Below are 23,209 nucleotides of genomic sequence, written 5' to 3' on the forward strand. Positions count from 1 at the left end.
AAAAAACCCTTATTAAAATCATTAATAAGGGTTGCTGAAGGACGATATCTCCTACAAACTCTTTTGCAGGCCAATAAGATCAGCTACTAATTGATCTCTAAGCGCAATAAAATCATAATTTAAGAAATCACAAGAATATTTTCTGAAGGCCATTTTATAGCCAATCGTAAATTCTCCCATTTCATAAGTACTGTCTTTAATTGCGGTCTCCAGCTCGCCATCGTTTTCAGCGACTTTCAGACCTTCGATCAGTTCATTAAAGATGTATTTCTTATCTTCTCTGTGCGCATCAGTACTATATATAAAAGTGAACAAAGCTTCAGAGTAAACTCTAATGGAATCCATCATCGTGATGTGATCCGAAATCGCTCTTTTCAGTCCTTTATTAATTTTATCCTTTATCTCCTTTTCCGTTCCGGCAACTTCTTCCGCATCTTCCTGGATCAATTCCGACTTATATTCTTTCAGTGAATCAATACCTAAAAACGTCATTTTAACACCACCATCCACACTATCAATAAAAGCAGGTGCTACTATCTTTCCTTCAAAATCAGCCAAATGAACACCTATAACATCTACTTCAATTTCTAACTTCATAAAATATTTTTTATAAAAATATGAAAATAAACACAAATCCTTCTGAAGCCGGCCATAAGAATAATTTATTAACTTCGTTTCGAACGCTCTTTTACCTACGAATTCACCAACAAATGCAAGATTTTACGAACGAAAACTTAGACCTCAGCCTGCTTCCAAAGTATGAAACTGTTGCCCTTAATGAGGTAGACAAGAACTACTGGAAGGTGATTTTATTAAATATAGTGGTGTTTATGGTCTTCTTAGCCCTGGCTGCTGCAGTCCTGTTTTTCCTGCTAAAAGCACTAAAACCTGAGCCTTATCTTTTTATTGGCGGATACGTTTTGATTGGGATTTTATTAGTCGCCTTTTATGCAATCAGTGTCAAGAAAAGAGGCTATGCCATTCGGGAAAAAGATGTGATTTATAAAAGTGGCATCATTTCCATCACTACCTCCGTTATTCCGTTTACGAGAATCCAGCACATCACCCTCAACGAAGGTCTGTTCTCCAGAATGTTTCAATTGGCGTCTTTACATATCTATACTGCCGGCGGAGTTTCCGGAAATATTGTGATTCCGGGGTTACCGATCGAATTGGCCAAAACCATTAAAGAAGAACTGACCAGACAGCTCAACAATCAGGAGGCCAATGGAAACTAATTTCTCCGCTCCAAAAAGGCAATCTCCGGTTGGTGTGATCATCATCTTTGCCAACCAGCTCCAGCAGAGCATCCGGGTATTGATATTTCCAATCATCTTGCTGCTTGTCCGCACAAAAAGCAGCGGTACGGGATACCTTATTGCAGGGTTTCTGGCTTACCTGATCCTTCTTGCCATCCATTCCTATTTCAGCTACCTTAAATTCACGTTCTTTCTCGATGAGGAAAAACAGGAATTCATCATCCAAAAGGGCATATTCAACCGGGAAAACCTGATCATCAGACTGGATAAAATCCAACAGGTAAACATCAACCAATCCTTGATTCAAAGAATAGTAGGTGTTTACAGCCTAGATATTGATACCGCAGGAAGCGATAAAAAAGAAGCCAGTATTAAAGCCATTGACCATGAAGCGGCTACCATCCTCAGGGAAAAATTACTGAGCAGAACATTTACCACATTAGCAAAAGAATCAACAGATGCAAACCATACTGAATATTCAGCTAGTCCAGGAGCTATTACGCAAAAATCAGCTGATACCGACAAACAGCGGCACAATAACAATGGTAATTACAATAACCAAGGGGATCGCAATAACCAAAACAATTACGGCAGTTACAGCAGCTTCCCAATCTTAAAATTAAGCAGCAGTACCCTATTTAAAGTAGGATTGACTTCTAATTACGGCGCAAGCATTGCCCTGTTAGGTGGTTTTATCTATGCGATCTTAGAGGCCACAAAAAACTATACCGAAGCATTTGAGCTGGAACAAAATCCCATCAGCCAGCTGACTACCCAAGGCCTGGGCCTAATTTCCCTGTGTATCCTGCTAATTTTTGCCCTGCTCATCGTTTTAGGAACCAACCTGATCCGAACTTTTCTGAAGTACTACAACTTTGAAATCAGGAAAGAAAAAACTTTCCTTTCTATTCATTCTGGCCTATTTGAAAAGAAACACATCTTGTTGAAACCTGAAAGGGTGCAAATTAGCAGCTACAGCCAGAACTATTTCCAGAAAAAATTGAACCTGATCAATTTAAAGTTTAAACAGGCAGCATTCAATACCGCGGAAGAAGAAGATAAAGACAATAAAAAACACGACATAGAAATCCCTGGATGTGACGAAAAGGAAAGAAATGAAATCTTAAAAATGATCTACCACTGTTTGCCTTTGAAAGGCAGTGCTTTTGTACCCAACTACCGCTTTCTATTCCTGACCGTCATGCTGCGCATTGTGATACCTGCTATTATTTTTGTAGGCTTAGCACAGCTGAAACCGGCTTTACAACCTTACCTATGGCTGATGCTTCCTTATGCTATTTTTGCTGGGATCCTGCTCTATTTTGAATACGCCCACCATAGGTTATTTGTATCAGAAGATTTCATCATCAAAAAAAGCGGCATCTGGGACATAGAGTATCAAACGATGGAGCCTCACAAAATTCAAAAAATTACTACTAAACAATATTTTTGGCATAAGAAAGCAGATATCGGTCATTTGATCCTGCATACTGCTGCCGGTACCTTGCATTTTAAGTATGGAAAGTATGCCGATATTCATCAGATCGTAAACTATTGGTTATATAAAGTAGAGTCGGGCAAAAAAGATTGGATGTAACTCCAATAAGAGACATAGTTTTCTTATTTTTGTCCGAATGTAGCCGGACGTACTTTTAGGGTAGCCCGATAGCAATACATGGTTTAACAATACCTTTAAAAAGCAGAACAAGATAGCATTTTGGATTATTTAGCAGGATTAAACCCCCAACAACGCGCAGCAGTAGAAAACACCCAGGGACCAGCAATGATTGTCGCAGGTGCAGGCTCCGGAAAAACACGTGTCATTACTTACAGAGTAGCTCACCTGATTGAAAAAGGAGTAGATCCATTCAATATTCTGGTGCTTACTTTTACCAATAAAGCCTCTAAAGATATGCGCGAGCGAATCATGAAAGTGATTGGCGCAGAAGCAAAAAATATCTGGATGGGTACTTTTCACTCCGTATTTGCGAAAATATTAAGAGTAGAAGCAGAGAAGATCGGTTATCCTTCCAGTTTCACCATCTATGATACAGACGACAGTAAAAGTCTGATCAGAGCGATACTACGCGAGATGCAGCTGGACGACAAGCTTTACAATGCCAATTTCGTATACAACAGGATCTCTTCTGCGAAAAACAACCTGGTTTCTCATATCGAATACCAGGAGAATGCTGAAATCCAGGCGGAAGACATCAGTAATAAACGTCCTTTAATCGGAGCGATTTATGAAACGTATACCAAACGCTGCTTCAAGTCAGGTGCAATGGATTTTGACGATTTGCTGTTTAAAACCAATGTGCTGTTAAAAAACCATCCTGACGTCTTAAATAAATACCAGCAGAAATTCAAATACCTGATGGTAGATGAGTACCAGGATACTAACTTTTCCCAGTACACTATCGTGAAGAAATTGGCAGCAGCTTACCAGAACATCTGTGTGGTAGGTGATGATGCACAAAGTATCTATGCTTTCAGGGGTGCAAATATTCAGAACATCCTGAATTTTGAACGCGATTACCCGGATTTGAAAGTCTATAAACTGGAGCAGAATTACCGCTCTACCCAAAATATTGTAGAAGTTGCCAACAGCATCATCGCCAACAATAAAAACCAGTTGGAAAAGAATGTATTCTCTGACAATGAGCCTGGCGACAGGATCAGGGTACAGCGTGCCTTTACCGACAATGAGGAAGGTAAAATTGTAGCCGAAGCCATCATTCAGGAACGCAGTTCTAAAGGGTATAACTACAATGATTTTGCCATCTTATACCGTACCAACGCACAATCCAGAGCAATGGAGGAAGGTTTAAGAAAACTCAATGTCCCTTATAAAATCTATGGCGGACTATCTTTTTACCAACGTAAAGAGATCAAGGATTTAATTGCTTATTTCCGCTTAACCTTCAATCCAAGTGATGAAGAAGCCATCAAAAGGGTGATCAATTACCCAAAAAGAGGGCTTGGCGATACGACAGTGGAAAAACTATTGGTTGCTGCAGATGAGCACAATGTGACCATGTGGGAAGTAGTATGTAATCCACAGCAGTACATTGCCGGCAGAATCGCCAATCAATTGAATGATTTCGCAATGATGATTAAGAGTTTCACTGTAGAAGCCAAGAAATTGGATGCTTATGAAGCCGCTTTATACATCGCGCAACATTCTGGGATTTTAAAAGAATTACATTCCGACATGACTGATGAAGGTCGTGGGCGACATGAAAACATACAGGAATTATTAAACGGGATCAAGGAATTCGGAGAACGCGAAGATATCGAAGACCGCAGTCTGGAAGTATTTATGCAGGACATTGCCTTGCTGACCAATGACGATAAGTCGAACGACAAGAACGTAGATACCGTTTCCTTAATGACCATTCACTCTTCAAAAGGTCTGGAATTTAAGAACGTATTTGTAGTTGGTTTAGAGGAAAACCTCTTCCCTTCTCAGATGTCGCTCAATTCAAGGTCTGATTTAGAAGAAGAACGCAGGTTGTTTTATGTAGCGGTAACCCGTGCAGAAAAGAAACTGACCCTTACCTACTCTACTTCAAGATACAGATGGGGAACTTTAACCAATTGTGAGCCGAGTCGTTTTATCGAAGAAATCAATGCCCGTTACCTGGAGATTGAGGTGCCAAAATCTGCTAAACCACCTATTGGTGATGACAATTTCTCTTCTGAAAGAAGAAGCTGGACACAGCAAAGGGATAGCTTCAGCAAGCCAAAGCCTGCAGCTTCTAGCACAGCAACAGGTACTTCTACCGCTCCAAGACCTAAAACATCGGTATTACCTAAAGCCCACGTGCCTACACCAGGTTTCGCACCTGATGCGGCCAACCTTTTCCAAAATGGAATGGAAGTGGAGCATGAGAAATTCGGTTTCGGTAAAATTGTGAGTCTGGAAGGCAGCTTACCTGATGTAAAAGCAACGGTATTTTTTCAAGGCCTGGGTAATAAGCAGTTATTATTAAAATTTGCTAAATTGCGAATTGTTAAATAAAATATATCTTTACAGCATCCGGAGGAATTTATAAATCCGTGATTGCTACTAATTTGATTATAAATTATACAATTAATGGCTATAATTCGTTATCACCTGATACGACCAGCCTTTAGCAAAATAGCTTACTCAAGAAGATAAATACGCCCTAAGGGCCGACCGGAACATTAAACCGGTCGCACATAAAAATAAAAAGTATAATTATACAGATGAATTTCGATTATAATACCACAAGAAACGAGTTAATCCTCGCCGAATACGGCCGTAATGTACAGAACATGGTGAAGTACATTATTGAATTACCCGACCTTGAAGAACGTAATAAATATGCTCAGGCGGTGATAGATCTTATGGGATTCTTAAACCCCCATTTGCGTGATGTTGCTGATTTTAAGCATAAATTATGGGATCACCTACACATCATCTCGGGTTATAAAATCGATGTAGACAGCCCTTATCCAAAGCCGACCCCAGAGGATGCTTTAGTAAAACCGAAGCATATCGGCTATCCTCAGCAAAAAATCACCTATAAGCACTATGGCAAAACGGTGGAAACGATGATCGAAAAGGCAAAAGCTGTAGATGATCCGGAACGCAGAGCGGCAATGGTACAAGGCATCGCAAATTTCATGAAAATGGCTTACGTGACCTGGAATAAAGACAGCGTTGCAGATGAAACGATCCTGAAAAACCTGCGTGAACTGTCGGGCGGCGAATTGCAATTGGACGAAAATGTAAACCTGGCGAAGGTTGAATTTAAACCTGCAGTGACCAGACCAGCAAACAACAATAACCGCGGCAGACAAAACAACAATAACAACAACGGTAAAGGCAGACAAAACAACACCAGTAACAACAATAACCGCCCTCAGCGTAACAACAATAGCAATCCAAAACCACGTCACTAGATCTTACCAATTTTAATACTACTATACAAGCTTACTACAACATGAATGCATTCGAAATAATTGGTGGACAAAAGTTAAAAGGTGAAATCACACCTCAGGGAGCGAAGAATGAAGCCCTACAAATTATCTCAGCAGTTTTATTAACTGAAGAAAAAATCACCATCAGCAATATCCCAGATATTAAAGATGTTAACAAACTCATTGAACTATTAGGAGACCTTGGGGTAACCGTAGAACGTCTTTCAAAAGATACTTATACTTTTGAGGCCAAAAACATTAACCTGGATTTCTTCCAATCAGATATTTTTAAATCTAAAGGCGGCAGTCTAAGAGGATCAATTATGATCGTCGGTCCACTATTGGCCCGTTTCGGTAAAGCAGCAATTCCTAAACCAGGCGGCGATAAAATCGGCCGCAGAAGATTGGATACGCATTTCTTAGGCTTTGAGAAATTAGGCGCCAAATTCGTTTATGACTCCAAAAAAGAGTTCTTTAACGTAGATGCAACCGCCCTTAAAGGTGCTTATATCCTAATGGATGAAGCTTCCGTAACGGGAACTGCAAACATTGTGATGACCGCTGTAATGGCCAAAGGAATCACGACCATTTACAACGCTGCCTGTGAGCCTTACTTACAGCAACTTTGTAAAATGCTGAACCGTATGGGGGCAAAAATCACTGGTGTAGGGTCCAACCTATTGACCATTGAAGGTGTTACTAAACTTGGCGGTACAGAACATCGTATGCTGCCTGATATGATTGAAATCGGTTCTTTCATTGGCCTTGCGGCGATGACAGAATCAGAAATCACCATCAAAAACGTATGCTATTCAGAACTAGGAATTATTCCTGAAGTTTTCAGAAAGCTAGGTATCAAATTTGAACTAAAAGGTGATGATATTTTCATTCCTTCTCAGAAACATTACGTAATTGAGTCCTTTATTGATGGCTCTATGCTAACTATCGCAGATTCTCCATGGCCAGGATTCACTCCTGATTTATTGAGTATCGTATTGGTAGTAGCTACTCAGGCAAAAGGATCAGTATTGATCCATCAGAAAATGTTTGAAAGCCGTCTGTTCTTTGTCGACAAACTGATTGAAATGGGTGCTCAAATCATCCTTTGTGATCCACACAGAGCTACAGTAAACGGAATCAACAAGCAATATAAATTAAGAGGTATCAGCATGACTTCTCCGGATATCCGTGCAGGAGTATCTCTATTGATCGCTGCTTTATCTGCGGAAGGAAAATCAACGATTTTCAATATCGAGCAAATTGAGCGTGGTTACCAGGACATTGACACCCGTTTACGCGCCCTAGGTGCACAGATTAAACGTGTTGATGCTTCAGCACCTAGTCATTAAAACAATTGAGCCAAGTCATTTGGTTTAAAATAACAAGACATAAAAAAATCCCGGAAATCCGGGATTTTTTTATGCCTAATAAATTTATGACTAACAAATACGAAGGACACAGCCTACTATTGACATCGCGTTAATCCTATGCAGAAATTGCGTTAATGATGTCGTATTGAGTGATAATCTCAATTCTGCCATCCTCATCTTCTACCAATACTGCTGAATTCTCTTTATTGATCAATGATGAAATCTTATCAATCGAAGTGTTCATATCCACGAAAGGGAAGGTACTCGACATAATCTCTTTCACTGGCGCAGATTTTAAAGAAGGATTCTCTAAAAGTGCTTTAATGATATCACTTTCGGCCAATTTACCTACTACCATTCCTTGTTGAGTCACCGGAATCTGAGAGATATTTAAGGTATTCATATTATTGATCGCTTCCAGAATGGTCTTCTCACAATCAATGGTAATGATTTCTGCAGATTCCTTTTTTGAAAGAATAGACCTTGCAGTCAGCTTCTCATCTTTAAGGAAACCTCGTTCTCTCAACCAATCTTCATTGTACATTTTACCCATATAACGGCTTCCATGATCATGAAAGATCACCACCACCACATCTTCTGGCTTCAGTTTATCTTTTAACTGCAATAGTCCTGCAATAGCCGATCCTGCTGAATTCCCAACAAAAATCCCTTCTTTACGTGCAATATCACGCGTCATTAGGGCTGCATCTTTATCGGTCACTTTCTCAAAAAGATCAATGATGTCAAAATCTACGTTCTTTGGTAAAAAGTCTTCTCCAATCCCTTCCGTAATGTAAGGATAGATCTCATTCTTATCTAAAATACCTGTTTCTTTATATTTCTTAAATACCGATCCATAAGTATCAATACCCCAGATTTTAATATCAGGATTCTGTTCTTTCAAATATTTTCCAGTACCAGAAATAGTACCACCAGTACCTACCCCAACCACTAAATGCGTGATCTTTCCTTCGGTTTGCGCCCAGATTTCAGGTCCAGTCTGCTCATAATGAGCCTGAGAATTGGCCAGGTTATCATATTGATTCGGTTTCCATGAATTCGGAACTTCACGTTCTAAACGCGAAGAAACTGAATAATAAGACCTTGGATCTTCAGGTTCTACGTTCGTAGGACAAACGATAACTTCCGCACCAAAAGCACGTAAAGCATCTACTTTCTCCTTAGACTGCTTATCTGTAGTGGTGAAAATACATTTATAGCCCTTAATAATTGCCGCCATAGCCAGGCCCATTCCGGTATTTCCAGAAGTACCTTCTATGATCGTTCCACCCGGTTTAAGCTTACCGCTCTTCTCCGCGTCTTCAATCATTTTAACTGCCATACGATCCTTAATTGAATTACCAGGATTGGTACTTTCAACTTTCGCCAATACCGTAGCCGGAATTTCTTTCGTAATGTTATTCAATTTTACCAATGGCGTATTACCAATGGTTTCCAAAATATTATTGTACCACATAGTTACAAAAATACAAATTGGTGCTTAGAATTCTATTTATAAAACATAATTCAATATTTAATATTGCAAAAACAAATTAAACAAAATAACATTTTAATCTACCAGTCCAATAGACTTATCTACCATCTATTATATAGGTAAATAAAGAATATTTCAATTGAGCCGATACCGTTTCCCGGGCAAAGAAGTCAGCAAGCCCTCGATTTCCAGCGTCAATAAATGCAATAATAACTTACTTTGGGGAAGTCCTATCTGATGGGTCAGCGCGTCAAGTTCCATATCCGAAACTTTTAACACCTTCAATATCTGGACTTCTATCTCAGAAAGATCGGCTGGCAACTCAGTTGGCAAAACCGCTTTCACCGTAGATTCCTCCCAGCCTAAAAAATAAGGGAGGTCTTTCGCATGACTCATTAGCCCGGCTCTATTCGTCTTAATTAAGAAATTACAACCTTCAGAATAAATATCCGTTGTTCTTCCCGGAAAAGCATACACATCCCTATGGTAAGAATTGGCCAGATCAGCCGTAATCAGCGCCCCACCTTTAGATGCTGCCTCCACCACAATTGTCACATCCGAGATCCCTGCAATGATCCGGTTGCGCTTAGGAAAATTCTCCTTATCAGGATTAGTGTACGGAGCGAATTCCGTTAACAAGCCCCCATTCAATACCATCTTTTGTGCAGCAGGACCATGCACCTGAGGATACATCCGGTCTAAACCATGCGCCAGTACCCCTACCGTCGGAATACCATGCGCTAAACTTTCCTGATGCGCACAAATATCAATGCCATAGGCGAGTCCGCTCACAATCAGCACGTCATAAGGTGCCAGCACTTCTGCCAATTGCTTACAGAGCATCTTACCATAGCTAGTGGCCATACGAGTCCCTACAATACTAATAATGCGTGGATGATTCAGGTTTGCAGTCCCACGATAATAGAGTAGAATTGGCGCATCTTCACAGTTTCGTAATCTTGATGGATAATCATCATCCGTATAAAACAACACCTTCACCTGATATTTCTCTATAAACTTCAGCTGTTCTTTCGCTTTTAATATCGCGTTCTTCCCTAAAATATGTTCTGCAGTAATGAGACCAACTCCCGGAACCCGCAATAATGCTTTCTTATCCGCTTTAAATACCGCTTCCGGTGTGATAAAATGGGTTAACAGATGTTTAGCAGTAACATGCCCAACATTTTGGATCATACTCAGGGCAATTTTATAAATTAAGCTCATTGGTCTAACTTATATTTTATCTGTTAGATTATCACCATATCTATTGGATTATCACAATGTTTACTGTAATTCTGCTCCAGCTCCTAAAAAGAGGTTTCAGCGTCAACGACTGGAATCTTTTAAGCTGAAGGAGCGCAAAATTTCCTAGGTCGTTTCTCGCAAAACCTCTTTTTACTTACTAATACTGCAAACTAAGGTAAAACTGATACGATATTGAAGGGCCATTACCAAATCATGAACTAAGGAAGAGCGGTTATATTGGAGGGGTCATAACAAAAACATACACAATGAAGGAGGTAACAAAAAAGCTTTGGAAAGCGTAGCCAATGGAAAGTTTCCCTGTGATGAACGCATGTAGACGCGAAAAAAAAAGCAGTTTGCTCTTTGAAGACATTCGAAGATTTGCCCTTCAGCAAATATTCGGGGATGAAAAGAGTAACTGCTTTTTTTATAAAGGTCTCTCAAAGAGAAGAACCCTTACTATTGTGGAATATACATCACATACTTGGTATCGAAGAACTCTTCTTTAAAGTAATCTGAAAGCGGATAAAGCTCTGCTTTCAATCTTGTTTCTTTAATTTCTTCGGACAGGTCACCACCTTTAAGGTAGAGAATCCCGTTTGCAATTGCATTTTTAGAATCTTTATTGAACTTATCTTTTACCCAAGGATAGAAATCAATCAGGCGTGTCACCGCTCTTGAAACGACAAAATCATATTTATCGGTCACTTGTTCTGCTCTCAGGTGGCTGGCTTTCACATTCTTCAATCCTAAACCAGCAGCAACTTCCGTAACTACTTTTATTTTTTTACCAATAGAATCTACCAGGTGAAACTGTGTTTCCGGGAACATAATGGCCAATGGAATCCCAGGAAAACCACCACCAGTACCTACATCAAGCACTTTAGTGCCAGGTTTGAACGTACAAAACTTAGCGATACCCAAAGAATGAAGGATATGGCGTACATATAACTCTTCAATATCTTTTCTGGAGATCACATTGATCTGGGCGTTCCAGAAACTGTATAAATCATATAACTGATCGAATTGAGCGATTTGCTCTTCAGTCAGATCTTTAAAATATTCTTGTATTAGCGTTGATCTTATTTCCACTTTACCTTTTTTACAAATATAGACAGAATGCCATTAAACACGAGGAAAATGAATAAGAGAATGTCCAGAATTGGGAAGCACCACCTTAAATCACTATAATTAAGCCGCTTTAAAATGCGGGGATAGATAAAACAACGGATCACAATGCTCAGGCCCAGAATCCCCAATGCAGGGTATAAGGTGGCTTTAAAGAACAATAAGCCTGTGAAGAAAGCATAAAATAGAAACTGGAAGATAATCTGACAGGAAAGAATGAACTTATGCTTGCTTTTATAAAACTTCCCGGCACCGAAGTGACGTTTTTTTTGTCTTAAGTAGCCCCCCCAGCTGGTATTTGGTTCCGACCATACCTGTGCGTCTTTATTGATTCTAATTTCCGTATTTGCTGCGGTTGCATTTGCATTTACGAACAAATCATCATCACCTGAAGGAATGTGCATGTGTGCTGCAAAACCTTTATTCTTAAAGAAAAGTGTCTTCTTATAAGCCATATTCCTGCCTACTCCCATATAAGGCATTCCTTTTACGGCATACGACAAGTAGTTTACTGCGGTAAAAAAGGTTTCAAAACGAATCAATGCGTTTAAAATCCCTCTTTTTCTCATATATGGCGAATACCCTAAAACAATATCGACCTCTGGATCTTCACTTTGCTGCATGCCCATTAACCAGTTTTCTGAGGCTGGCTGACAATCGGCATCTGTAAAGACCAGCCAGTCATTGGAAGCGGCTTTAATCCCCATGGTTACTGCAAATTTCTTTCCGGCGATAAACTTTTCTCCTTCCCCAATTGTCACAATTTTCAACCGTCTATGCTGTGATGCGAAGTTTTCTAAAAGCTGACGTGTGCCATCCCATGAGCGGTCGTTCACCACAATTACCTCAAAATCAGGATAATTCTGCGCCAGTACTGAAGGTAAGTAAGCCGTTAAATTGTCGACTTCATTGCGGGCACAAATGACCACGCTTAAAGGTTTTTTTGCCGTTTCAGGGATAGGTTCTACGGGATAAAATGCAAGTTTCAGATGAACGAACAGGCTAAAGTATAGTTGTATTAGGAAACAGAAGATAAATGCGCCCAGCAGGCAGGTCTCTAGTAAGGTTAATTCCACGTTGTATTTTTGTAGCCTCCAAATTTCAGGTTTTTAATCTGTAAATTCCTGTATGTGGATAAAAATTTAGGGCCATTTATAGCGTTATTTTTGCTATTTTTGGCAGATTTTAGTGGAGCATACAGATTTATGAAATTTACCTTACAGGCAAAAGATACACATTCAAAAGCACGAGCAGGAACAGTAACAACAGATCATGGGGACATACAAACTCCTATTTTCATGCCTGTAGGCACTGCGGGGACTGTTAAAGCAGTTCATCAACGAGAACTTAAAGAGGATATTGACGCCAAGATTATTCTTGGTAATACCTATCACTTATACCTCAGACCAGGTTTAGACATTATTGAAAGAAGCGGTGGATTGCATAAATTCATTGGCTGGGATCGCCCTATTTTAACAGATAGTGGAGGTTACCAAGTCTATTCTTTGAGTAAAGTAAATAAGATTAAGGAGGAAGGAGTTACTTTCCGGTCCCATATTGACGGTTCAAAACACTTATTCACGCCAGAGAATGCAATGGACATCCAGCGCACGATTGGAGCGGATATCATCATGGCATTTGACGAATGTACGCCATACCCATGTGATTATAAATATGCGGCGAACTCTATTAATATGACCCACCGCTGGTTAAAACGCTGCTGCAAGCGTTTCGACAGTACTGAACCTAAATATGGTTTCAGTCAAACCTTATTCCCTATTGTACAGGGCTCCGTTTACAAAGACTTAAGAAAGAAATCTGCAGAATTTATTGCCAGCATGGACCGTGAGGGAAATGCAATTGGTGGTTTATCGGTTGGAGAACCTGCAGAAGAGATGTACGGCATGACTGAAGTGGTGTGCGACATCCTACCTTATGAGAAACCACGTTATTTAATGGGCGTAGGAACACCAATCAACATTCTGGAAAACATCGCTTTGGGTGTTGATATGTTTGATTGCGTGATGCCAACCAGAAATGCCAGAAATGGAATGTTGTTTACCAGAAACGGAATCATTAACATCGGCAACAAGAAATGGGCAGACGACTTCTCTCCTATTGATCCAGACAGTGATTTATATGCTGACCAGGTATATTCTAAGGCTTATTTAAGACACCTGATGCACTCAAAAGAGATGTTAGGTGCTCAAATTGCCACTTTACACAACCTGCATTTTTACCTTTGGTTAGTGAATACCGCCAGAGAAAAAATCATCAGTGGTGAGTTTTATGCCTGGAAAAACAAAATGGTGACCATCTTAGGTAATAAGCTATAAATGAACTTTATAAAAGGCAGGATTAAAATTATCGACTGGTATATTATCAGTAAGTATCTGGGTACATTTATTTATACCCTGACGCTTTTCGTCATCATCATTGTCATCTTTGACCTTTCAGAGAAACTTGATGACTTTCTTGGTAATAACCTGACCTTCTGGCAAGTGGTATCCCTGTATTATGCAGGATCAATCCCATTTTATGTCAATATGCTTTCTCCGCTGATCAACTTTATTGCTGTGATCTTTTTTACGGCAAAAATGGCGGATCAGACGGAAATTGTACCCATTTTAAGTGGAGGAGTAAGCTTTAACCGCTTTCTCCTTCCTTACTTTATCTCTGCATTCATCATTTTTGCAGTCAACCTGGGTTCCAATCTGTACATCCTTCCTTACACCAATCAAATTAAGAACAACTTCGAAAACAACTTTATCAAAAAGAACGATCCAAGTAGTAAAACGGATATCCACATGAAACTGGATGCGAAGACTTACATCTACATGAAAAGTTTTGACAACAAGACTAAGATCGGATCACAGTTCACTTTGGACAACTTCAAAGGAGATATACTGACGAAGAAAATTGTGGCAGATGAAATCAAATGGGATTCCCTAAAACGCTCCTGGAAACTCACCAATTATACGGTTAGAAATATTGACGGCTTAAAAGAAACCATGATCAATGGCAGTACTATACCAAAAGATACCGTCCTGGATATGCGTCCCGATGACTTCTCCGCTTACGACAATATCTTCGAAAATCTGTCTAACCATGACCTTTCTGAGAAAATCAAAAAAGAGAAAATCAGAGGCTCTGGCATCATGAATGACCTCTTATTTGAACGTTACAAACGATATTTACAACCACTATCCGCCTTTGTACTCACCCTGATCGGCGTGGCACTTTCTTCCAGAAAAGTACGTGGAGGAGTCGGTTTACCCCTTGGAATAGGAATAATTCTGAGTTTTGGCTATATTGTATTGAACCAGTTCGCCAAAATGTTCTCCCTAAAAGGAGGGATTTCCCCACTGTTTGCGGTACTGTTGCCTACCCTATTTTTCGGCTTACTGGGCTATTATTTACTCCGTAAAGCACCAAAATAAGTGGAACATTCAGTTCAGACTTCCTCCAATAGAAACCTGCTCATTTTACATGCAACCGTCTTTATATGGGGTTTTACCGGCATTTTAGGTGCTGTGATTTCAGTCAATGCGGTTCAACTGGTTTGGTACCGCGTACTGATCGCCAGTTTAACCTTATTCATTTACTTTCTCTGTTCAAAAACGAGCTTAAAGATCTCCAGAAAACAGTTTCTGCAATTTTTCTTTACTGGAAGCGTGGTGGCCCTGCACTGGATTCTGTTCTTCTATGCCATTAAGGTTTCCACCGTCTCCGTGACGCTGGTTTGTCTCTCTTCTTTTACGCTGTTTACCGCGATATTAGAACCCCTGATCAAGAAAAAGCCAATCCTGGTTCCGGATGTAGTGATCGGACTGATCATTATCCTGGGCATCTATATGATCTTTAAATTCGAGTCTGGTTATACGTTGGGGATCATTATGGGCCTATCCTCTGCATTGGCTTCGAGTTTATTTTCTACCATTAACTCTACTTTAGTTCAGAAAAGTGATCCAAAAATCATCGGCTTCTATGAAATGGCAGGGGCACTATTCTGGATTACACTATACCGTTTATTTGACCGCTCCTTACTTCATGAACATTTTGACCTCAGCTTTTCAGACTGGTCATACCTCTTGTTATTAGGCACGATCTGCACTGCTCTGGCCTATGTGGCTGGCGTTTCAGTGATGCGCACCCTATCTGCATTTCGGGTGGCACTCATCACCAATCTAGAACCGGTTTATGGGATCATTCTGGCCTTCGTTTTCTTTGGCACCAAAGAGACCATGTCTGCTGGTTTTTACGCAGGAGCGATTTTGATTATCGGCGCTGTTTTCCTATACCCGATTTATCAAAAAAGCAGGAAGCTCAACTAGCTGTCTTGCTTTTTAAGGCCTGAGAGCCAAGCCCATCTATCTCCGGAAAAAATACTTATATTCAACCGCAATAAGAGCTGCAAAAATTAAAAAAACGAAGGATAAATAACTTGTATTCAAGAGCAAACCAAAGATCAACCGATAAAGAATTGAAAGTTTCCAATAAAACCAAACACATTAGCATCGCAAATTAATGACGACATCTATCGCAAAAAGAACATTAATCATCAGTGCAATCGCTTTATTAATATTAAGCTTAACCGGGCCTAAAAGTTTCTCTCAGATCTTTAATGCTGAACAGAATCCTCTTAGTGTAAAATGGCGACAAATTAATGCCACAGGATTTCGGATCATTTACCCAATCGAGCTGGAAAAAGAAGCCCAGCGCATGTCTAATACCATTACCAAAATCTATCCTTATGTTGGGGCGAGTTTGGGCCAGCAAAAAGCCAGCATTCCGATCCTCTTACAAAATCGCGGCGTTATCGCAAATGGCTTTGTGCAGCTGGCACCAAAAAAATCCGAATTTTACACCACACCTCCACAGCAATTCGATAGTCAGGATTGGTTGAATAACCTCGCGGTACACGAACTTCGCCACGTGGCACAATACGATAAACTAACCGGTGGAGCCGCACATCCATTTCCTGAAACCGTTTACTTTGCATGGCTTGGCCTGAGCCTGCCGCTCTGGTATTTTGAAGGAGATGCGGTAAGTACAGAAACCTCACTCACCAATGCCGGCCGTGGAAGAATCCCAAGCTGGATCATGCCTTATAGAACGCAGCTGCTGGAAGGAAAAAATTATTCCTATACCAAATCTAATTTTGATTCAGAAAAAGACCTGACCCCTGGATATTACCAGCTGGGTTACACACTGGCTTCCGCAATTCGGGCATCTGCCGGAGAATTTGTATTCGACAGTGTGCTTACTGATATCAAAAAACACCCTGTCCGCCTTTACCCTTTCTCCAAAAGTCTGAAAAAATTTAGTGGAAAAGGAACCACAGCATGGTTCCATGCCAATACTGAAAAACTACGGGAAGAATGGACAGCGCAAGCCAGTAAAACGCCGTCCAAAGACTACGCTTCGCTAAACGGGAAACCGAATTATGCAACCAGCTATTTCTTGCCGGTCAAGATCAACGACCAGCAGGTACTGGCCTTGAAACAAAGTAAGGGAGAAACTCCTCATTTTGTACTCCTTGGCCCGGACAAAAAGGAAACAATGCTACTTTCTATTGCCGGACAGGAACAGCCATGGTTCAGCTATGCGAACGGTGTAGTAGTTTGGGATGAAATCAGATATGATCCCAGATACAGACAGCGCAATTACAGTGTGATCAATAGCTATGATTTAAAAACTGGCCGGAGCCATAAACTCAGCTCCCAAAGCAGGCTTTTCTCTCCTTCCTTATCTGCGGATGGCAAAAAAATAATTGTGGTGAGGTACGACCTGAGCAACCAAAGCAACCTGCTGGAACTGGATGCCGCAACAGGAGCAATCCTCCACACCTATCCAAATCCGCAAAACCTGATCCTGCAAACCCCAGCTTTTAGTCCGGATGGCAGCTCGATTGCTTTTATCGCGGTGACTGAGCAAGGCAAATCTCTTCAGCAAACGGACCGTACTGGAAAAACATCTGTTTTAATCCCAGCTACACAGCAGCAGCTGAGCAGGCCAGTTTACTTTTCGAAAGGAATCGCTTTTAACGCGCACTATAACGGAATTGACAACATTTACTACGTAGAACCCGCCACAAAAAAGATAAGCGCACTGAGTGCCGCTAAATACGGCGCATTTAACCCTGCGTTTTCTGCCAGTGAAAAATCGATGGTTTTCAATAATTACGGGATCGATGGTTACAATGTGGCAGAAACTGAGATACAGCCACAAACCCCTGGCGAGGATCACTTTGTTTTTCTTGGAGCAGCCGCTGTAAAACAGGAAAATACTGGGAGTGTTTTTGCCAACATCCCCGATAGTATTTATGCTTCCAGGCCTTATGGTGGATTAAAAAATCTGTTTCAGGTTCACAGTATCAATCCAGTGATTGAAGATGAATACCGTGGAGGCTTACAAATCAACTCAGATAACCTGCTGAATACGATGAATGTCTTTGCAGGTGTCAATTACTTCCGGGACCTGGGGAGATTTGAATACAATGCCGGATTTACCTATAAAGGATTTTATCCGATATTGAGTACCACCTACCGCAACAGACCAAGACGTGCTTTTTACAGCAGCAATAACGGAGTTCAGCAAGGAGACTGGAGGGAAAACGACGTTCGCCTGGCCGCAACTTTACCGATCAGCCTGAACGCTTTAGATCATTTTTACAACTTCTCTTTGACAACAGCTACCAGCTATACCAAAAGGTATCAGCCTGAAAACATGCCGAATAACTACATCACCACCCTAAAATTCCCATTGGAATACAGCTTTAGCTTTACACATAGCATCCGGCAGTCGGAAAGGGATATCGCCCCAAAATGGGCCCAGGTGATGCGCTTCACCTATCTGCACCAACCCTTTGACCCACAGCTGTCCGGTGATATCTTTTCAGCAGAAAGTTTCTTTTATTTCCCTGGATTGGCCAGAAACCACTCTTTCCTGGCCAATTTCAGCTATCAGCGCAGTTCAGGTGTGAGGAAATACGACCAGCAGATCAATACGGTATACGGCTATAATAACATTCCAGCACTAAATATCCTTAAAAACACCTTATTGCTCAACTATCGGTTCCCAATTGTGTTTCCTGATGCGGAAATCGGCCCATTGGCTTATATCAGAAATCTTCGTGGTGGTGTGTTTTGTCACTATGAAAACCTTTGGGAAGACACAAATCTTGGTCAGCCTAAAACTTTTGGCTTCGAATTACGTAGTAGTATGAACTTACTTCGCTACCAGCCTGTGGTGGATGTAGGCGGCAGAGTCGTTTTTGTGAACAAAATGTATCACCAAAACCCTATCTTAGAATTACTTTTAAATTATAGCTTTTAACACATGCGTACTAAAACCATTTTCATCATCATCTTTACCGTCCTGATTACTGTCTTTTTAATGATCAACACCGATAAGGTAAAGTTCGATTTCATTTTTGGAGAGGCAGATGTTTCTAAACTGTTAGTGATTGGCGTCTGTACTTTTATTGGCTTTATACTGGGTTATATGGCCGGGCGACCAAAAGTGACCATCAGTACTTATGATAAAGAAAGTCCCCAGGAAGCTCCTGAGGACCATAAAAAATTGATCAGCGACGAAGATCGCGATTATATTAGCTAAGTGCCTGTTTGATATCCCCAAGGATATCATTGATGTGCTCCAGGCCAATTGACAAACGAACAGATCCTTGTTCAATACCAACCTCTAACCTTTGCTCTTCCGTTAATTTGGAGTGAGTACTGGTTGCAGGGTGTGTAGCGATAGATCTGGTATCTCCAAGATTTGCAGAGATAGAGAACATTTTCAAGCTGTCCATGAATTTACCAGCAGCAGCTGCACCACCTTCAATGACCAATGTCACAATACCACCACCTTGTTTCATTTGCTTTTTAGCAATGTCATATTGAGGATGGGAAGGCAGGAAAGGATACCTCACCTTTTTAATGCGGGGATGGCTTTCTAAGAATTCTGCTACTTTCAACGCATTTTCGCAATGTCTGTCCATACGAACAGCTAGTGTTTCTAAACTTTTCGATAGCAACCAGGCATTGAACGGCGACATTGCCGGGCCACTGTGTCTGGCGAAAGCTTCAATTTCTCCAATCAGTGCATGTGACCCTAAAATCACACCACCTAGTGTACGACCTTGTCCGTCGATAAATTTAGTGGCCGAGTGGATAGAGATGTCTGCACCCAATTTAATCGGCTGCTGCAGATATGGTGTAGCAAAACAGTTGTCTACCACCAACAATACACCATGTTTTTTTGCCAGTTGCGCCAACCATTCCAGGTCGATAATATCGATTCCAGGGTTAGAAGGCGTTTCTACAAAGATGATTTTTGTATTTGGCTGAATCCCCTGCTCCATTTGTTCTGGTTTATCCAGATCCGCATAGGTATAGCTGATTCCCCATTTCGGAAAAATATTATTCAGTAACTGGTGTGTAGATCCAAAAACAGATCTGCTGGCCAGTACGTGATCGCCAGATTGTAAAAAGGCAGCAAAAGTGGTAAAAATAGCAGCCATACCGGTTGCCGTTACCCATCCTGATTCTGCACCTTCTAAAACGGCCATTTTATCAATTAATTCAGAAGTATTCGGATTGGCATAACGGCTGTAAACGTTGCCTTCCTTCTCATTTGCAAACAAAGCGCGCATTTCTTCTGAGTCGTCAAATTTATAACTTGAAGTCAGGTACAAGGGCACAGAATGCTCTTTAAAATGGGTTCTCTCGGCTTGTAAGCGTATGGCCAGGGTCTCGAAATTCTCTTCTTGATTCTCTTCTTGCATTTTGTTAGTGATGAATAGTATATGTAAAGTTGATGGTTGCTGATCTTCCCAAAATATTGGATACCGAGCAGTATTTATCGAAAGTAAGGGCCAATGCACGTTCTACTTTTTGTACGTTTAAAGCACCATACAGGTCGAAATGAATGTTGATCACGTCAAATATCGGAGGCATTTCTTCTGTTTTTCTGGAAGCCTTGATTTTGATTTTCACATCATCCAGTGGTTCTTTTTGTTTAGTGAGGACATTGACCATGTCGATTCCGCTGCATCCCCCAAGGCCAATCAGCAGCATCTCCATTGGGCGGAAACCTTTTCCTTCACCACCGATTTCCGGCTTTGCATCCAGTTCTACCTTAAAACCGCTAGAATTTTCTGCTTCAAAATTAAATTTATCGTTTTTTCTTATCAGGTTGATTTCCATAATTCACTAAACGTTATAAAATACTTTATTGGTTCTTTCGAGTTCAAGAAGTTGCACTGGTGCTTCAAAAATTGCGTAAACCGCAGATCCGCTGCCACTCATTGAAGCATAGATTGCGCCTTGCTGGTAAAGACTCGTTTTGATGGCTTCAACTTCGGGGTACTTCAAAAACACAGTAGCCTCGAAATCATTTTTCAGATTCGCTTTCCAATCCCTCAAAGGCAAATGTATTAAATCTTTTACCGATGTCCCAGTATCAGCTACCATTATTCCTGCATAAGCCTCAGCAGTGGAGATGTGAATATCCGGCTTTACTAAAACCAGAAAATAAGCAGAAAGATCTATCTGAATATCAGTAAATTCATCACCTTTTCCTTCTGCATATTTAGGCTCATTTTGAATAAAAAAAGCACAATCGGCACCAAGCTGTCTGGCATAATCCTCCAATTGCGGAATAGAAAGCCCTAATTTGAACTTGTCATTCAGTAGTTTCAGGATAAAAGCACCATCGGCAGAGCCGCCACCTAGTCCCGCACCTACCGGAATATTTTTCAATAAGCAAATGTGCTGCGCAGGAAGGTCAAAGTCCTGTTTCAGCAACTGATACGCTTTCAAACAAATATTGTCTGTGGTAGCACCTGGAACCTCAATACCTTCGATAGTACAGCTCAAAATGTCTGCATCAAGGCATTCGACTACGTCGTAAAGCTTTACCGGATAAAATACGGTTTCAATATTATGATATCCATCGGCACGTTTCCCGGTGATCCGTAACCCTAGATTAATTTTAGCATTCGCAAAAGCAAGCATCTATTCTTATTTTATAAGACAAACTTACAAAATCAAATTTCCCATTTGGACAAGTACTTAGGAAAATGAAAATATTTTCAGAAAAATTGAGGAATTGCATGGTTTGTGGTCGGGTATTGTTCGGGAAGAGAAGGGCGTTGGTATAGGGTCCGCGTAGGGTTCCGATGGGGTTGACGTAGGGTTGTTATAGTCTCCACTATCCGAACCCTATAGCAACCCCATACAAACCCCATAGCAATGCACTTCTCTTCCCAACCACAAGTACAGCACATTCCCTGAAGAATAATTCCTACTTTTGCAGCGGCTGATCACAAAATGAGGATTAATCCAGCCTTTTCCTAAAAACATCCTGCGAAAAACTGTAAAAATACTATCTTGCAGGAGTCGCAGGCCGACAAAAGAAGCTTGCCAACAGATGAAACAATATTTAGACTTAATGCAGCACGTGCTGGATCATGGCACACAAAAACATGACCGTACCGGAACAGGAACCATCAGCGTTTTTGGTTACCAGATGAGGTTTAACCTTCAGGAAGGCTTTCCTATGGTGACGACCAAGAAATTACACCTGAAATCCATCATTCATGAACTGATCTGGTTTTTAAGCGGAGATACCAATATCAAATATCTGAAAGATAATGGCGTGAAAATCTGGGACGAATGGGCGGATGCCGATGGCAACCTTGGCCCTGTTTATGGTTCACAGTGGCGTTCCTGGCCAACACCTGATGGCCGTAAGATCGACCAGATCAGCCAAATCATCAACACTATAAAAAACAACCCGGATTCCAGAAGGATTATCGTATCCGCATGGAATGTGGCGGATATTGAAGAAATGGCTTTACCTCCTTGCCATGCCTTTTTCCAGTTTTATGTGGCAGATGGTAAACTCAGCTGTCAATTGTACCAAAGAAGTGCAGATATCTTTTTGGGAGTTCCGTTTAATATCGCATCTTACGCCTTGTTGACCATGATGGTTGCCCAGGTATGTGGATTGGAATACGGAGATTTTATTCATACCCTTGGTGATGCCCATTTATACAATAACCATATAGACCAGGCCAGACTGCAATTGAGCAGGGAGCCAAAAAAATTACCGCTCATGAAGATTAACCCAGAGGTCAAAGACCTGATGGATTTTAAATTTGAAGATTTTAACCTGGAGGGTTACGAACCACATCCTCACATTAAAGGAGCTGTGGCCGTATGATCGTTTCCATTGTAGTCGCCATTGCCGAAGATAATGCCATCGGTAAAGACAACCAATTGTTATGGCACCTGCCAGCAGACTTAAAACATTTTAAAGACATTACCAGTGGACATACCATCATCATGGGCAGAAAAACCTATGATTCTATCGGCAGGCCACTTCCCAACAGACGTAATATTGTGATTACCAGAAACACCGGATTGGAGCTTCCGGGAACAGAAATCACCAATAGTCTGGAGGAAGCACTGGCACTTTGCGAAGGTACGGAAGAAGTATTCATTATCGGTGGTGCCGAACTCTACAAGCATGCTTTAGCCGCCACAAACCGGATTTACCTGACCAGAGTGCATCAAACCTACGAAGCAGACACTTTCTTTCCGGAAATTGATCTGGAAGAATGGACTGAGCTGAGTAAGGAAAAGCATCTTCCAGATGAGAAAAACAAGGTCGCTTATACGTTTTCAACACTTGAACGCAAATAGTTAAGCGCCCATAATAAAAAATTGAGAAGGTAGTCTATTATTTAAAAA

General features: G+C 40.9%; 20 protein-coding genes. 12 read left to right on the forward strand and 8 right to left on the reverse strand.

The genetic code is table 11. The features are described from left to right. Positions 1-51: 51 nt before the first annotated feature. Complete coding sequence (locus tag K7X70_RS20960) at positions 52-597, reverse strand: hypothetical protein (RefSeq protein ID WP_222538885.1); 546 nt, start codon at positions 595-597, stop codon at positions 52-54. A gap of 113 nt (positions 598-710) precedes the next feature. On the opposite strand from K7X70_RS20960, the gene K7X70_RS20965 reads away from it, so the two are divergent. The 5 genes from K7X70_RS20965 to murA all read left to right on the forward strand — a co-directional run bounded on the left by K7X70_RS20965 (position 711) and on the right by murA (position 7,558). Beyond that, positions 711-1,238, forward strand: a complete 528-nt coding sequence (locus K7X70_RS20965; RefSeq protein ID WP_222538886.1) for a PH domain-containing protein — start codon at positions 711-713, stop codon at positions 1,236-1,238. Further along, positions 1,228-2,856, forward strand: a complete 1,629-nt coding sequence (locus tag K7X70_RS20970) for a PH domain-containing protein (protein WP_222538887.1) — start codon at positions 1,228-1,230, stop codon at positions 2,854-2,856. The genes K7X70_RS20965 and K7X70_RS20970 overlap by 11 nt, the downstream gene beginning before the upstream one ends. 120 nt (positions 2,857-2,976) lie before the next feature. Continuing rightward, complete coding sequence (locus tag K7X70_RS20975; protein WP_222538888.1) at positions 2,977-5,283, forward strand: ATP-dependent helicase; 2,307 nt, start codon at positions 2,977-2,979, stop codon at positions 5,281-5,283. A 209-nt stretch (positions 5,284-5,492) separates the two neighbouring features. Further along, positions 5,493-6,191, forward strand: a complete 699-nt coding sequence (locus K7X70_RS20980) for a DUF4290 domain-containing protein (protein WP_222538889.1) — start codon at positions 5,493-5,495, stop codon at positions 6,189-6,191. Positions 6,192-6,232: 41 nt separating this feature from the next. Next, complete coding sequence (murA, locus tag K7X70_RS20985; protein ID WP_222538890.1) at positions 6,233-7,558, forward strand: UDP-N-acetylglucosamine 1-carboxyvinyltransferase; 1,326 nt, start codon at positions 6,233-6,235, stop codon at positions 7,556-7,558. Between the two features lie 136 nt (positions 7,559-7,694). On the opposite strand, the gene K7X70_RS20990 is transcribed toward murA, so the two are convergent. From K7X70_RS20990 to K7X70_RS21005, 4 genes are all read right to left on the reverse strand, one after another. After that, on the reverse strand, positions 7,695-9,056 hold the full coding sequence (locus tag K7X70_RS20990) for a pyridoxal-phosphate dependent enzyme (protein WP_187664784.1): 1,362 nt from the start codon (positions 9,054-9,056) through the stop codon (positions 7,695-7,697). Positions 9,057-9,209: 153 nt separating this feature from the next. Beyond that, positions 9,210-10,298 carry a DNA-processing protein DprA gene (dprA, locus tag K7X70_RS20995; protein WP_222538891.1) on the reverse strand — a complete coding sequence of 363 codons (1,089 nt, stop codon included), beginning with the start codon at positions 10,296-10,298 and terminating at the stop codon, positions 9,210-9,212. Positions 10,299-10,778: 480 nt separating this feature from the next. Beyond that, positions 10,779-11,411, reverse strand: coding sequence for a 16S rRNA (guanine(527)-N(7))-methyltransferase RsmG (gene rsmG / locus K7X70_RS21000; protein WP_222538892.1), 633 nt, complete (start codon positions 11,409-11,411; stop codon positions 10,779-10,781). Beyond that, positions 11,402-12,523, reverse strand: a complete 1,122-nt coding sequence (locus K7X70_RS21005) for a glycosyltransferase (RefSeq protein WP_222538893.1) — start codon at positions 12,521-12,523, stop codon at positions 11,402-11,404. Before K7X70_RS21005 ends, rsmG begins: the two co-directional genes overlap by 10 nt. Before the next feature lie 129 nt (positions 12,524-12,652). Here K7X70_RS21005 and tgt point away from each other — a divergent pair, with 129 nt between their 5' ends. From tgt to K7X70_RS21030, 5 genes are all read left to right on the forward strand, one after another. Continuing rightward, positions 12,653-13,783, forward strand: coding sequence for a tRNA guanosine(34) transglycosylase Tgt (gene tgt / locus K7X70_RS21010; RefSeq protein WP_222538894.1), 1,131 nt, complete (start codon positions 12,653-12,655; stop codon positions 13,781-13,783). Further along, positions 13,784-14,887 carry an LptF/LptG family permease gene (locus K7X70_RS21015; protein ID WP_222538895.1) on the forward strand — a complete coding sequence of 368 codons (1,104 nt, stop codon included), beginning with the start codon at positions 13,784-13,786 and terminating at the stop codon, positions 14,885-14,887. It abuts the gene before it with no gap. Beyond that, positions 14,888-15,781 carry a DMT family transporter gene (locus tag K7X70_RS21020; protein WP_222538896.1) on the forward strand — a complete coding sequence of 298 codons (894 nt, stop codon included), beginning with the start codon at positions 14,888-14,890 and terminating at the stop codon, positions 15,779-15,781. A 193-nt stretch (positions 15,782-15,974) separates the two neighbouring features. Beyond that, positions 15,975-18,785, forward strand: coding sequence for a TolB family protein (locus K7X70_RS21025; protein ID WP_222538897.1), 2,811 nt, complete (start codon positions 15,975-15,977; stop codon positions 18,783-18,785). 3 nt (positions 18,786-18,788) lie between these two features. Further along, a complete protein-coding gene (locus tag K7X70_RS21030; RefSeq protein ID WP_062549967.1) occupies positions 18,789-19,067 on the forward strand; it encodes a LapA family protein in 279 nt (92 codons plus the stop codon). On the opposite strand, the gene K7X70_RS21035 is transcribed toward K7X70_RS21030, so the two are convergent. The 3 genes from K7X70_RS21035 to ispE are packed head-to-tail and all read right to left on the reverse strand — an operon-like array spanning position 19,060 to position 21,469. After that, positions 19,060-20,238: a trans-sulfuration enzyme family protein gene (locus K7X70_RS21035; protein ID WP_222538898.1), complete on the reverse strand. Its 1,179-nt coding sequence runs from the start codon at positions 20,236-20,238 to the stop codon at positions 19,060-19,062. The two genes, K7X70_RS21030 and K7X70_RS21035, sit on opposite strands and share 8 nt — an antisense overlap. A gap of 4 nt (positions 20,239-20,242) precedes the next feature. Further along, on the reverse strand, positions 20,243-20,659 hold the full coding sequence (locus K7X70_RS21040) for an OsmC family protein (RefSeq protein WP_222538899.1): 417 nt from the start codon (positions 20,657-20,659) through the stop codon (positions 20,243-20,245). 6 nt (positions 20,660-20,665) lie between these two features. After that, entirely contained in the window at positions 20,666-21,469 is an 804-nt protein-coding gene (gene ispE / locus K7X70_RS21045) for a 4-(cytidine 5'-diphospho)-2-C-methyl-D-erythritol kinase (RefSeq protein ID WP_222538900.1), read from the reverse strand. 415 nt (positions 21,470-21,884) lie between these two features. On the opposite strand from ispE, the gene K7X70_RS21050 reads away from it, so the two are divergent. Beyond that, entirely contained in the window at positions 21,885-22,679 is a 795-nt protein-coding gene (locus K7X70_RS21050; RefSeq protein ID WP_062549971.1) for a thymidylate synthase, read from the forward strand. Continuing rightward, complete coding sequence (locus tag K7X70_RS21055) at positions 22,676-23,161, forward strand: dihydrofolate reductase (protein WP_222538901.1); 486 nt, start codon at positions 22,676-22,678, stop codon at positions 23,159-23,161. The genes K7X70_RS21050 and K7X70_RS21055 overlap by 4 nt, the downstream gene beginning before the upstream one ends. Positions 23,162-23,209: the final 48 nt, after the last annotated feature.

The sequence above is a fragment of the Pedobacter polysacchareus genome (genome assembly GCF_019802255.1).
GTDB lineage: Bacteria > Bacteroidota > Bacteroidia > Sphingobacteriales > Sphingobacteriaceae > Pedobacter > Pedobacter polysacchareus.